This window comes from Casimicrobium huifangae (assembly GCF_009746125.1).
Taxonomy (GTDB): Bacteria; Pseudomonadota; Gammaproteobacteria; order Burkholderiales; family Casimicrobiaceae; genus Casimicrobium; species Casimicrobium huifangae.
The window spans coordinates 2,525,175-2,537,969 of sequence record NZ_CP041352.1 but is presented as its reverse complement, the minus strand read 5'-3'; the positions used below and the strand labels follow the sequence as shown (position 1 = coordinate 2,537,969).

General features: G+C 62.8%; 10 protein-coding genes and 1 pseudogene. 2 read left to right on the top strand and 9 right to left on the bottom strand.

The window, feature by feature from the left end; translation table 11 throughout:
- Positions 1-74: 74 nt before the first annotated feature.
- The 5 genes from FKL89_RS11510 to FKL89_RS11490 form a co-directional block, all read right to left on the bottom strand.
- Entirely contained in the window at positions 75-428 is a 354-nt protein-coding gene (locus FKL89_RS11510; RefSeq protein WP_420361147.1) for a type II toxin-antitoxin system VapC family toxin, read from the bottom strand.
- A 41-nt stretch (positions 429-469) separates the two neighbouring features.
- Positions 470-727 carry a type II toxin-antitoxin system Phd/YefM family antitoxin gene (locus tag FKL89_RS11505; protein WP_156862885.1) on the bottom strand — a complete coding sequence of 86 codons (258 nt, stop codon included), beginning with the start codon at positions 725-727 and terminating at the stop codon, positions 470-472.
- 177 nt (positions 728-904) lie between these two features.
- Complete coding sequence (locus tag FKL89_RS11500) at positions 905-2,236, bottom strand: sulfatase family protein (RefSeq protein ID WP_156862884.1); 1,332 nt, start codon at positions 2,234-2,236, stop codon at positions 905-907.
- The gene (locus FKL89_RS11495; protein ID WP_156862883.1) at positions 2,236-3,240 is read right to left on the bottom strand and encodes a Bug family tripartite tricarboxylate transporter substrate binding protein; all 1,005 of its coding nucleotides are present in this window, start codon (positions 3,238-3,240) and stop codon (positions 2,236-2,238) included. The genes FKL89_RS11500 and FKL89_RS11495 overlap by 1 nt, the downstream gene beginning before the upstream one ends.
- A gap of 19 nt (positions 3,241-3,259) precedes the next feature.
- Positions 3,260-4,228, bottom strand: coding sequence for a Bug family tripartite tricarboxylate transporter substrate binding protein (locus FKL89_RS11490; protein WP_156862882.1), 969 nt, complete (start codon positions 4,226-4,228; stop codon positions 3,260-3,262).
- Between the two features lie 94 nt (positions 4,229-4,322).
- Here FKL89_RS11490 and FKL89_RS11485 point away from each other — a divergent pair, with 94 nt between their 5' ends.
- The gene (locus FKL89_RS11485) at positions 4,323-4,871 is read left to right on the top strand and encodes a MarR family winged helix-turn-helix transcriptional regulator (RefSeq protein WP_238363329.1); all 549 of its coding nucleotides are present in this window, start codon (positions 4,323-4,325) and stop codon (positions 4,869-4,871) included.
- Positions 4,872-4,972: 101 nt separating this feature from the next.
- Here FKL89_RS11485 and FKL89_RS11480 read toward each other — a convergent pair whose 3' ends face one another.
- From FKL89_RS11480 to FKL89_RS11465, 4 genes are all read right to left on the bottom strand, one after another.
- On the bottom strand, positions 4,973-5,524 hold the full coding sequence (locus FKL89_RS11480) for a GNAT family N-acetyltransferase (protein WP_156862881.1): 552 nt from the start codon (positions 5,522-5,524) through the stop codon (positions 4,973-4,975).
- Between the two features lies 1 nt (position 5,525).
- The gene (locus FKL89_RS11475) at positions 5,526-6,065 is read right to left on the bottom strand and encodes a phage tail protein (protein ID WP_156862880.1); all 540 of its coding nucleotides are present in this window, start codon (positions 6,063-6,065) and stop codon (positions 5,526-5,528) included.
- Between the two features lie 100 nt (positions 6,066-6,165).
- Positions 6,166-6,702 (bottom strand): phage tail protein, encoded by a 537-nt coding sequence (locus FKL89_RS11470; RefSeq protein ID WP_156862879.1) that lies wholly within the window; start codon positions 6,700-6,702, stop codon positions 6,166-6,168.
- Between the two features lie 76 nt (positions 6,703-6,778).
- Positions 6,779-7,324 (bottom strand): phage tail protein, encoded by a 546-nt coding sequence (locus FKL89_RS11465; protein WP_156864668.1) that lies wholly within the window; start codon positions 7,322-7,324, stop codon positions 6,779-6,781.
- A gap of 296 nt (positions 7,325-7,620) precedes the next feature.
- Here FKL89_RS11465 and FKL89_RS11460 point away from each other — a divergent pair.
- Positions 7,621-12,342 (top strand): annotated as a pseudogene (locus tag FKL89_RS11460) (beta strand repeat-containing protein); the annotation flags it as partial.
- Positions 12,343-12,795 lie beyond the last annotated feature (453 nt).

Sequence of the window (12,795 nt, the reverse complement as noted above, 5' to 3'; positions counted from 1 at the left end):
ACCATCGGCGTTGCTGCGCTGCGCCTGTGCTCAAACTATGCTTAGTCAACCGAAGTGCGGCGACGTAAGCGTCGTTAAGGGACTACGACGCTCAGGCCAGGCAAGTCAGCAAAGTCACGCTCATTGAACGTCATTAGCGTGTGGCCATTCTCGATGGCTTGAGCGGCAATCCACAAATCGTTCATTCGCGGACGAGGCGAACGACCAGCCGCTTTGACCGAAGCGCATAGCAGACCGTACGCAGCGGCAGTTTGCGCCGTGACGTCGAGTGTCGGTCGCAACTCGATTTGTCGCAGCACGGCGGCGCGGCGGGCACGCTCTGCAGGGTCGAGGCACGCGTGCACGCCGAAGCTGAGCTCGCCGAGCGAAATGACGGAAGTGAACACGGGCGCGTCGCCGGCCCGCGCGATGACGTTCTCACGCGCCAGCGTGCCAGATGCGATCGCGACCCATACACAAGTATCGAGAATTACTCCCACGGATCACGCAGGCTTTCGTTAGCGTTCAGGCGACTGTCTCTCAGCCACGCGCGCCCTTCGCGTGCGCTCAGGACAGGCGCGCGGAAATTGGCGAGCGCCTGCGCGGCCGTCATCGTGCCCGCTTCAGGAGAAAGGCGCGCGATCACCGTACGGCCGCGTTCGATCAGGATCGGTTGACGCTCACGAACGACTTGATCCAGGACTGCGCTGGTGTTGCGCGCAAGCAAAGTGGCGGTGATGCCTTGCATGGATGCTGTCCTAGCAAATTACATATAAATACGTATTTTACGTAATATTTGTAGCGAACGATACGAGACCGATTCCGATTGCGATCAGGGCTGAGGTCTCGCTTCCCGCCTTCGCGGGAATGACGGCACGTCGAATCCTGGACGCGATTTCACGATCTGAAGATGCTGTATCGGTCTCTATCGCTGCGGCATGTCCGCCACCCCATACCCCAAACTCACCGTCGCATCCTCTGGGATGACCGGCACCGTGGCGTCCCAAGCCTCCCACTGCGCACGCATTGCGGCGAGGCGGTCGGGTTCGCGTTTGGCGCGGTTGGCGCGTTCGCGTTCGTCCTGGCTCAGGTCGAAGAGGTAGTCGTGACCGTCGACCCGGAGATACTTCCAGTTGCCGACGCGTAGCGCGCGCTGGCCGCGATGCTTCATGCGCCAGTAGAGTGGGCGATCGAAGCGGTGTTGAGCGTCGCGCAGCACGCCTTCGAGTGAAATCCCGTCTAGCGCGTGATCGGTGGGTGGCTGCGCGCTACCGAGCTGGAGCATCGTGGCGGACCAGTCCATCGTCATGCATTGCTGCTCGGTCACGCCACCGCTGGCGATCACTGCCGGCCAGTGCGCGATCCACGGCACGCGGATACCGCCCTCGGTGAGATCCATCTTGCCGCCGACCAGCGGCCAGTTGTCGGAGAAGCGCTCGCCACCGTTGTCGCTGGTGAAGACGATCAACGTGTTGTCGAGCAGTTGCTCCTTGCGCAGCGCGTCCACCACCCAGCCGATGCCTTCGTCCATGTGGTGGATCATGCGGCGATAGGTCTCAATGTTGCCGCCGTCGAGGTGGAAGAGGTTGCTGCGCACGTCAGCTGCAATCGCAGCGTCGTGCCGCGACTCCCACGGCCAGTGCGGCGCCGTGTAGTGCATGCTCAGGAAGAACGGCTTGCCGCCGCGCGCGTCGTCGGCCATGCGGCGCACATAGTCCGCCGAGCGCTGGGAGATGAGGTCAGTGAGGTAGCCCTCTTGCTGCGCTTCTTCCTCGCCGACGTAAAGATCATGCGCCCCGGTCGTGCTGCAATGGGTGAAGTAGTCCACGCCGCCTGACATCGGGCCGAAGAACTCGTCGTAGCCTGAGCGCAGCGGACTGAAATGCGGCGGATAGCCGAGATGCCACTTGCCGATCAGCGCGGTGTGGTAACCGGCCTCACGCAGCATGCCCGGCAGCGTGGGCACGTCCGGCGGCAGGCCGAGCACGGTGCTGCCCTTGCTGCGGCTGTTGATAGGCTCGTCGGCGCCACCGCGCAGGCGGTACTGGTAGCGGGCGGTCATCAGCGCGAAGCGGGTGGGCGAACACACGGGCGAGTTGCTGTAGCCCTGCGTGAAGCGCAGGCCGTCGGCGGCAAGCTGGTCGATAACCGGTGATACGCGGCCGAAGGCAGCGTCGCGGCCACCGTAGCAGCCGAGATCGGCGAAGCCGAGATCATCGGCCACGATGAAGATGATGTTGGGGCGGGTCGTGCTCATCAATCGACCTTCATGCCGGTCTTCTTGATGACACGGGCGTAGCGGGCCGAGCTGTCGGCAAGGCGTTTCGCGGCGTCAGCGCCTGTCGCGCCGTCGTAGAACATCTCCAGCGTGGCGAACTGGCTTTGCACCTGCGGGCGGTTGAGCGCATCGGCGATGGCTTTCTGCAGGTACTGCACCACCGGGCGGGGCGTGCCTTTCGGCACCCAGGTGGCATAGAGCACTTCGAGCTGCAGGTCATTGACGCCGAGTTCGCCGACGGTTGGCACGTCCGGCGCGCCACGCGCGCGCTGTCGGCTGGTGACGGCGAGCGCGGTGATCTTGCCAGCCTTTACGTGCGGCAGCATGCCGGGAGTTGCCAGCACGCCGCCTTCCACTTCACCCGAGAGCACTGCGGTCACGGCAGGCGTGTTGCCTTTGTACGGCACGTGCTGCACGTTGCCGCCGGTTGCCTCGTTGAATAGCGCGACCGCAAGGTGGCCAGGGCTGCCGCTGCCGCCGCTGGAGAAGCTGAGCGGCTTTTTCGGGGCGGCTGCGATCAACTCCTTCAACGACTTGAAGCCGGTGCCGGGATGCACACCCAGCAGCAGCCCGGACGAGGCCATGATGATGACCGGCTCCAGGTCGTCCGGCTTGAACGGCAGCGTGGCGTATAGATGCGGATTGACCGTGAGCGTGGTGTCGATGCCGAACAGGACGGTGTAGCCATCCGCGGGGCTTTTGGCCACCACTTCGGCGCCAAGGTTGCCGCCGGCGCCAGCGCGGTTGTCGATGATCACCGGTTGCTTGCTGCTCGCGGTGATGTATTCGCCGACCGTGCGCGCGAGAAAGTCAGACGGGCCGCCCGGCGGGAAGTTGTTGATCAGTTTGATCGGTTTGGCGGGGTAGGCCTGCGCCAACGCTGCCGTAGCGGCGAGCGAGGCGAGCAGCCCGACGCTGGCTGCGGCGAGTGTGCGGGCGATCCGTTTCACGTTGGGCGCCGTGATGGTGTGAAGTGCGGACATGATCATTCTCGCGCTGCCCTCAGTCGAGCTGCACGCCAGTGGCCTTGATCGGCTTTTCCCAGCGGGCGAGGTCAGCGCGCTGGGCAGCGGCGAGCTCGGCGGAGGTGGAACCCACCGGGTCATAACCAAGATCGACCAGTTTCTTGCGCAGGCCTGGCTCGCGCACGGCTTTGGCCACCGCACTTTCCAGCCGCTTCAGCGCGTCCGGCGGCAGGTTGGCAGGGCCATACATCGCAAACCATGCCGTGGCGCGCATCGGCACGCCAGCCTCGGCGAGCGTGGGCACCTCGGGCACCTGCGGGTCGCGTTTGTCGCCGGTGACTGCAAGGATTCGGGCCTTGCCGGTGCGGTGTAGTTCGGCGGTCTCGGACACGACGTCGAACTTGTACTGGATGTGGCCGCCCAACAGCGCCGTGTTGGCGGGCCCGCCGCCCTGGAACGGCACATGGTTCATGGTGATGCCTGCCGATTGTTCGAGCAGCACGCCCATGAAGTGCGGCAGCGTGCCCGCCCCGGGCGTGCCGTAGCTCGCGCTGCCAGGGTTGGCACGGGCCAGCGCAATCATTTCCTGGACATTCTTCGCACTGGATGCCGGGCCTGCGACGACGCCAAACTGAAAGTGCCCAATCAGCGACACGGGCGTGAAATCGCGCACAGCGTCGTACTCGAGCTTCTTGTAGACATGCGGGAACAACACCATCGGACCGCTCGGCAGGATGATTACGGTCTGGCCGTCAGCCTTCGCCGCCTTGACTGCTCCAAGTGCAATTCGCCCACCCGCGCCAGCTTTGTTTTCAACCACGATAGTTCCGAAGTCGGCCTTGATGCCGTCGGCGATCAGGCGCGCAATGACATCGGCAGAGCCGCCGGGCGGAAAGCCGACCAGGATCTTCAGCGGTGGTTTGTCCTGAGCTTGCGTGGCTGGTGCGACGGCGAATGCGCTGGCGAGCGCGAGCACAGCAAGCAAAATGCGGTTGTAGCGTTGCATATCGAGTCCTCCTTGTAACTATCTGGCGGAATGTACTCGCGTGGCGGAAAATTGTTCAAATCAACTATTCATTGCCTTGCCAGCGCTGCCTGAATTGACCGCACTGAATCAGACTCCGTCGCGTCGTCTTGCCACGCTGGATGACTTGCTGCTCTTTCGCGTGGCACGGCTAAGTGCTGATGCGGGGGCGATGGTGGTGCGCCTGTGTGAGGGGGGCTATGGCATCACCCGGCGGGAGTGGCGCCTGATGGTGGCGCTGCAGCTCGGCGTTGAAATGCAGCCGTCGGCGCTGGCGGCGGAAATCCACCTTGATCGCGCGCGTACCTCGAAGGCGCTTGGTTCGCTGCGGCAGAAAGGGCTGGTCGCGCGCGTGGCCGTCGCGGGTGACGGACGCAGCGCGCTCGTCAGCCTGACCGATGCTGGGCGCGCCGTTTGCGACGATTTGTTGCCACAAGTGCGGCGCATTAACGAAACGATTGTTGCGACTTTGAATGACACTGAGGCGGCGACGTTTGATCGCTATCTTTCTCGTCTGCATGAGGCAGCGGCGACACTATCAGCCAATCTCGATACGCAGCTGCCACGCGCAAGCCGCCGACTGGGGCGAGGCAATCACTTGCCCAGAGAGCGTCCTCGCAAATGAATGAACTGGTCCAGGGGGCGGTGCGACGATGCGCCAAGCGTATTGCGTCTAAGGGGGCCGCAAACGGTCTTTGCAGGGCATTGCGGCGGCCGAAATAGGCCTCAGGGGGACCAGCGCATCATCCAGTGCGAGTCAACGTCGCCCTGGATAGTGAAACCGAGATGCTGGTAGAGCTTCGTAGCCTGGGCGTTGGCTTTCACCACATGCAGAAGCACGCCGCAATCGCGATCGCGCGCCTGCGCCAACGTTTGCTCAATCAGCGCCGTTCCGATGCCGCGGCCACGGTGTTCGGGCAGCAATGCGATGTCAACGATGTGCATCGGATCGCCGCGAGTGACGTAATAGCGCCCGATCGGTTTGCCGCGCTCACGTTCAATGGCTAGAAAATCGGCGTCACTGAAGTGACCGACAAAGTGTTCGTGCTGAAGTGCAAACTGCTGGTTCAGAAATAGCCGCTTGGTCTGGGCGTCCCATGGCATCGAGCGCATTTCTTCGCTGCGAGTCGTGGCATAGAGGTCGCGTAACCAAGGGAGATCGGTGTTGCGCATCCAGCGTAGCTTCAAGCCACGCTTGGCCAGGAACTCAGGCGCCTGCGCACGTTCAGACCTTTCCGGCGGAAAACTCGCAGGCGCCGGCAGAATCGGGTTCGTCACATCACGGGAACGACGGATAGATGCCTTGCAATGCGATGCAGTAATTGACACCCAGGTAAGGCTGCTGGTTTTCGTGCGGGAAGCCACCGCCCTGACTGGAACTCAGCATATTGGGCGCGAAAGTCGTGTTGATCGGCGTTGCGATATACGGCTTGGGAACCCCTGCAGAAAGCACGGCTAGCGCGGAATTGGCTGCCGGCGTGCCGGTCTTTTTTGCCGCATCTGGCTGCAGGTAAGAATTCACACCGTGATTGTGCTGCGGTATCTGCGTGCTCAATAGCGTCACTGTATTGACGCCGAACGGCTGTCCTAACGTTCGAGGGCTCAGGCCTGGGCCATTGCCCTGCTCGCATCCCGCTCGACCGGCAAAGTTCGGCAGCTGAAAAGTCGTCTGTCCATTCCCGCCGTAGATCACGCCGATCAGCGAGAAGAGGGCTGTGTTTTGCGAAATAGGCAGAGTCGCGCCATTGGCAAATGCCCAGCCGCGCGGGTTGAAATTGAATCCGAACAACTGGATTTCGCCGATGAAAGGTTGTGTCATGACTTGGTTCCTCCGGTGCGGCGTGCCGCTTACCTATGAAATGGCGATGCGATGGTCAATGCCAGTCGCGATTCAGTACGGGGCACTTGGCGCCTGACGATCATCCCTGCGACGGGAAAATGCCCTGTGTCGCGATGCAGTACTGCACCGTGAGAGTTGGCATGCAGTTTTCGTGCGGTTGGCTGCCACCGGCCAAAGAAGTGGACTGTGCTGACATCGCAACCGCCGTCGCGCCGGTGAGATCGGTTGCATAGAAGGTGTCGCCGCTCACCGTACCCGGTAGCAGGGTATTGCCAGGTGTCAGGGAGGTCGCGGCCGCCGTGGTGGCCACAGCGGTATGGGTGTGCGCGGGCATTTGCGTTGGCAGCACCGTCACGGTCTCGGTACCAGCGCGTTGGCCGATCACGTAAGTACTGAGACCGGGACCGGTCCCCTGATGAATGGGAACGCGACCACGCAGATCTGGGACGGCGAAAGTAGTCTGCCCGTCGCCGCCGTAAGTAGTGCCAATCAGCGCGAACAAGGCGTCATACTGGGATATTGGCAGCAGGCTGCCATCACACGCCTGCCAGCCATTCGGTGCGCCGCGCGTGCCGAAGCCAAACATTCGAATCTCACCGATATAGGGGTCGCTCATTACTTGAATCCTCCGAAATTATTGGGTGGGTCTCACGACTCGGTCGTGACCCGACAAACGTTCCGCGTCAGCGCAGCTAGTTACGCGACGGATAAATCCCACTCAGCGCAATGCAAAAGTTAATTACGCTGTACGGCTGGAGGTTGGGATGAGGCTGGTTACCGCCCGCAGGGCTCACGGTTTGCGGATTCAGTGGTACCAAAGCACCATTTGACGGCCCGTACATGTTGAGTGCGGAGGAGGTATTGGTGCTGGTGGCGAAAACGCGAGTGGAAGGGTTACGGTTATCGCCAGCGGTGGTCGATGCATTCACGGAGTGCGTATGCGAAGGCAAATTGGTGCTCAGCAAAGTGACGTTTTCTACGCCGGCTGACTGACCGATCTGCACGGCAGGCGGCTGCCAGCTTGGGTCTACCGAAGAGGCATAGCCGATTGGCGTACGGCTGCGCAAATCGGGCAGAGCGAAGTTGGTGGTGCCGTTGCCGCCGTACTGCGTCCCCAAAAGCGAGAACAGAGCCTGATTCTGCGCAATTGGCAGAAGTTGGCCATTGGCCAGCGCCCAGAACTTCGGCGCGAAGTTAAAGCCAGCCATCATGATCTGGCCAATAAAAAAATCGCTCATGAAGTCTTGCCTTTTGTTGTTGAGCGCGGCGCACCATTGCCCCGGTCTATCCAATGTATTCTGATCATCATCACGAACGGCCGCAAGTTCCATTTTGGGACAAACGACAACTTTTTTTGTTTTGGGCTTTCGGAGATTCACCGATCCTGCTTTAATTGCAGATCAGTGCAGTGCTCAGTCGCCAAATATTTGTTTGTTTCGCTGGCAATTGGGTGCGCTCCGCGTTAAACAGGCGCCACGCGCGTCGCAGCTTTAGCAGATGCCCGATTCGAGGGTGTCGCGATCAGGGGGTAGAAATGCAATTCGTCTCGACGCAACTTTTGAAAAGTTGTGCCACAGGTTTCGGTTTTTGGTCGCGCCTCCTGCTGTTGATGGTGTTGGGCTTCAGCGCGATGTCGGTGCAGGCGGGGGTTTCGCCGTTTTGCCCCACCCAAAATTTGACTGTGTCGCAGGGTGGGTCGGTTACCTCTGCGAACCTCGCCACCTGTGATGATCCGGTGTTCGACATCGGGATGATCCCGGTGACTCCAAATGGTAACCCCTTCAATACGCCCCACGGCACGGTGACTTTGAGCCCTTGCTGCAACATTGGGGGGAATCAGTTTGCTACCTACGCGCACAACGGTGATTCCGCCACGTCCGATACCTTTCAGTTGGAGGATGCAAACGGAGACCTCCTGACCTTCAACGTCACGATCACCGCCGCCGTTTCACCTATCGTGGTTTCCCCGGGGAGTCTGCCGGCGATGACGGCCGGCGCGGCCTTTTCACAGACACTGACTTCGGCTGGTGGACTGGCGGCCTACACCTACGCGCTGCAGAGCGGCTCACTTCCTGTTGGCGTCTCATTGACCAGTGGCGGCTTGCTCAGTGGCACGCCCACCCAGCGTGGCCTTTACGTTTTCACCGTTCGCTCCACTGACAGCACGACTCCAACTGCCCAGTTTGTCGACAAGGGCTACACGGGTAACGTTGCGAACCCTACTCTCACGTTGACGTCGGCTAGTGGTACCGCGATTCAGAACGTCGCCTTTTCGCAAACCTTGACGGTAAGCGGCGGCGTCGCACCATTCAGTTGCCTGCTCGAAACGGGGACATTCCCGGCTGGTATTTCAGTGTCGAGTGGCTGCGTCGTGGGCGGTACGACAACAGCCGCCCCCGGTAACTACCCGGTCACGATCCGGGTGACGGACTCGAGTACCGGCCCCGGTACCTATTTCGAAGTGGAGAACTACACACTGACGGTCAGCCCGCCGCCCAGCGTTTCGATCGCGGTGTCGCCGGCATCGGTCAGCGAAGACGGCGCCACAAATCTTACTTTCACGGTAACACGTTCGCTCAATCTGACTTCGCCGACTGTGGTGAACATCACGACGACGGGCACCGCCACTGCGGGGACGGACTACAGCGGCGCCGTGGCGACAGTGACGATACCGGCCGGCGCAACGACGGCAACCATCGTTATCAATCCTAACGTCGATGGCACCGTTGAACCAGACGAAACCGTGACGCTCACCGTCGCTGCCGGCACGGGATACACAGTGGGTGTCCCGGCAAGTGCGACAGGTACCATACTGAATGACGATGTACCGAGTGCAACGATTAGCGTATCTCCAGCGGCTGTCGCTGAGGATGGCGCCCCCAATCTGATCTTTACGGTTACGCTGAATCAAGCTGCGTTCACCGCTACGAGCATCAACTTCACCATCGGTGGCACGGCGACAAACGGCACAGACTACGCGACTATCGCGTCCCCGTTGGTTATCCCGGCCGGCAACACCACGGGCACCATCACCGTCAATCCGACAGCGGACGCGACGATTGAGGCTGACGAAACCGTCACGCTGACGCTGGCGGCAGGCTCAGGGTACACCGTGGGCGTGCCGAACAGCGCCACCGGCACGATCCTCAACGACGATTTGCCCAATTTGACGATCAACGATGTCACCGTGACTGAAGGCAACAGCGGTATTACCAATGCCGTGTTCACCGTCAGCCTGAGTGCACCGGCCGGCCCGGGCGGCGCCACCTTCAACATCGCCACCGCCAACGGCTCCGCCACCGCTGGCACGGACTACGTCGCCCAGTCGCTGACCGGTCAGACCATTCCAGCAGGCAGCAGCACCTACACCTTTACCGTGCAGGTAATTGCCAATCTACTGAATGAGCCAAACAAGACATTCTTTGTCAATGTCACCGGTGTGACCAACGCGATAGTGGTGGATGGTCAGGGCGTTGGTACCATCAACAATGATGATCCGGTGCCTAGCCTGTCGATCAATGATGTTGCGGTGGTTGAAGGTAATAGCGGCACGACCAACGCCGTGTTTACCGTCACGTTGAGCGCAGCCAGCGGTCAGACTGTCACCGTCAATTACGCAACCGCTGACGGCACCGCGGCGCAGCCGGCCGATTACACCGCCGTGTCGGGCACACTGACCTTCGCTCCGGGGCAGACGACCCGGACCATTACGGTACCCGTGATCGGCGAGACGATTCCCGAGGCCAATGAGACCTTCTTCGTCAACCTGAGCGGTGCGGTGAATGCGACGATTGCCGACAATCAGGGCGTCGGCACCATCACCAATGACGACGTACCGGTGACCATCAGCCCGGTCACGGTGCCCAATGCCACCGTAGCTGCGGCGTACAGTCAGCCGCTCGCCGGCAACGGCGGTTTGGGGCCCTATACATTCGCAGTGACGGGCGGCGCGCTGCCGGCGGGCCTGACGTTGTCTCCAGGTGGTGTGATTGGCGGTACACCGACGGCAGGTGGTACGTTTAACTTCACCGCTACCGCGACCGACAGCAGTGCGGCCCCAGGCCCGTATAGCGGCAGCCAGGCTTACACGCTGGTTGTCAACCCGGCCGTGATCACACTGCCGGCTACGTCGTTGGCGTCTGGCCTGTTCAATACGCCGTACTCCGCTGCGATAACACCGGCCTCAGGTGGCACGGCACCGTATACGTACGCTTTGGCAGCAGGTGCATTGCCGGCCGGTATTAACGTCACTCCGGCGACCGGGGCGTTGGCTGGTACAACGACAGCGGTTGGCACCTTCAATTTCAGCCTCAGCGCCACGGATAGCAGCACCGGTACCGGACCGTATTCAAGCACTCGTGCCTATACGCTGGTGATCAATGCTGCGGTACCTGGCGCGCCGACGATTGGCACGGCGACGCCGGGCAACGGTCAGGCGACGATTGCCTTCACGGCGCCGGCGTCGAACGGTGGCTCAGCGATCACGGGCTACACGGTCACGTGTAACGCGGGAGGCTTCACGGCCACGGGTCTGACCTCGCCGCTGACGGTGACGGGGTTGACCAACGGCACGGCGTACACCTGCTCGGTGGTAGCGACCAACGCAGCGGGCCCGAGTGCGGCCTCGGCGACGGTTGCGGTCACGCCGTACACGGTGCCGGGTGCACCGACGATAGGCGCGGCCACACCGGGCAATGGTCAGGCGACGATCGCGTTCACGGCACCGGCATCCAACGGTGGCTCAGCGATCACGGGCTACACGGTCACGTGTAACGCGGGCGGCTTCACGGCCACGGGTCCGGCCTCGCCGCTGACGGTGACGGGGTTGACCAACGGCACGGCGTACACCTGCTCGGTGGTAGCGACCAACGCAGCGGGCCCGAGTGCGGCGTCTGGCACGGTCACGGTCACGCCGTACACGGTTCCGGGTGCACCGACGATAGGCGCGGCCACACCGGGCAATGGTCAGGCGACGATCGCCTTCACGGCGCCGGCATCCAACGGTGGCTCAGCGATCACGGGCTACACGGTCACGTGTACCGCAGGAGCGGCGACAGCGACGGCGACGGGGCCTGCCTCGCCGCTGACGGTGACGGGGTTGACCAACGGCACGGCGTACACCTGCTCGGTGGTCGCGACCAACGCAGCGGGCCCGAGTGCGGCGTCTGGCACGGTCACGGTCACGCCGTACACGGTGCCTGGCGCGCCGACGATAGGTGCGGCGACGCCGGGCAACACGCAGGCGACGATCGCCTTCACGGCACCGGCGTCCAACGGTGGCTCAGCGATCACCGGCTACACGGTCACGTGTACCGCAGGAGCGGCGACAGCGACGGCGACGGGGCCTGCCTCGCCACTGACGGTGACGGGATTGACCAACGGCACGGCGTACACCTGCTCGGTGGTCGCGACCAACATCGCGGGCAACAGCGCCGCCTCTGGCACGGTCACGGTCACCCCGTACACGGTGCCTGGCGCGCCGACGATAGGTGCGGCGACGCCGGGCAATGGTCAGGCGACGATCGCCTTCACGGCGCCGGCATCCAACGGTGGCTCAGCGATCACGGGCTACACGGTCACGTGTAACGCGGGCGGCTTCACGGCCACGGGTCCGGCCTCGCCGCTGACGGTGACGGGGTTGACCAACGGCACGGCGTACACCTGCTCGGTGGTCGCGACCAACATCGCGGGCAACAGCGCCGCCTCTGGCACGGTCACGGTCACGCCGTACACGGTGCCTGGCGCGCCGACGATAGGTGCGGCGACGCCGGGCAACACGCAGGCGACGATCGCCTTCACGGCACCGGCGTCCAACGGTGGCTCAGCGATCACGGGCTACACGGTCACGTGTACCGCAGGAGCGACGACAGCGACGGCGACGGGGCCTGCCTCGCCACTGACGGTGACTGGGTTGACCAACGGCACGGCTTACACCTGCTCGGTGGTCGCGACCAACATCGCGGGCAACAGCGCCGCCTCGGGCACGGTCACGGTCACGCCGTACACGGTGCCTGGCGCGCCGACGATTGGCGCGGCGACGCCGGGCAATGGTCAGGCGACGATCGCCTTCACGGCGCCGGCGTCCAACGGTGGCTCAGCGATCACCGGCTACACGGTCACGTGTACCGCAGGAGCGACGACAGCGACGGCGACGGGGCCTGCCTCGCCACTGACGGTGACGGGATTGACCAACGGCACGGCGTACACCTGCTCGGTGGTCGCGACCAACATCGCGGGCAACAGCGCCGCCTCGGGCACGGTCACGGTCACGCCGGCCACGGTCCCGGGGGCGCCAGTGATTGGCACAGTGACTCCGGGGATTGGTCTGGCCACCGTGGCGTTTGCACCGCCTGCATCCAATGGTGGCGCTGCGATTACCAGCTATGTAGCTACGTGCACGTCGCCAACGTCTTCGCACACGGTCAGCGCGACAGGGACGTCGTCCCCGATAACGGTGGCAGGGCTGCTGGGTGGTGTTTCATACCTGTGCAGTGTGGTCGCGATCAATAGCGCAGGGACCAGTGCCTCGTCGGCTACCGTTGCGGTCAGTGTGCCGCCAGTCGAGGTACCGCTGAACGGTGCACCGCTGCAAAGTTTGTTGCTGGCGTTGCTGGCGGCGCTGGCGCTGCATCGGCGCACCTGGCGCCGCGGCGCTAGTGCGTCGTAGGCCGAGGTTTGGTCTGATTTTGCGCTAACCTGTTGCCTGCCT

Bases quoted from the DNA above. Each gene is read 5' to 3' on its own strand.
- FKL89_RS11505 (WP_156862885.1), bottom strand. From the start codon at position 727: ATGCAAGGCATCACCGCCACTTTGCTTGCGCGCAACACCAGCGCAGTC.
- FKL89_RS11490 (WP_156862882.1), bottom strand. From the start codon at position 4,228: ATGCAACGCTACAACCGCATTTTGCTTGCTGTGCTCGCGCTCGCCAGC.
- FKL89_RS11465 (WP_156864668.1), bottom strand. From the start codon at position 7,324: ATGAGCGATTTTTTTATTGGCCAGATCATGATGGCTGGCTTTAACTTC.
- FKL89_RS11500 (WP_156862884.1), bottom strand. From the start codon at position 2,236: ATGAGCACGACCCGCCCCAACATCATCTTCATCGTGGCCGATGATCTC.
- FKL89_RS11470 (WP_156862879.1), bottom strand. From the start codon at position 6,702: ATGAGCGACCCCTATATCGGTGAGATTCGAATGTTTGGCTTCGGCACG.
- FKL89_RS11495 (WP_156862883.1), bottom strand. From the start codon at position 3,240: ATGTCCGCACTTCACACCATCACGGCGCCCAACGTGAAACGGATCGCC.
- FKL89_RS11475 (WP_156862880.1), bottom strand. From the start codon at position 6,065: ATGACACAACCTTTCATCGGCGAAATCCAGTTGTTCGGATTCAATTTC.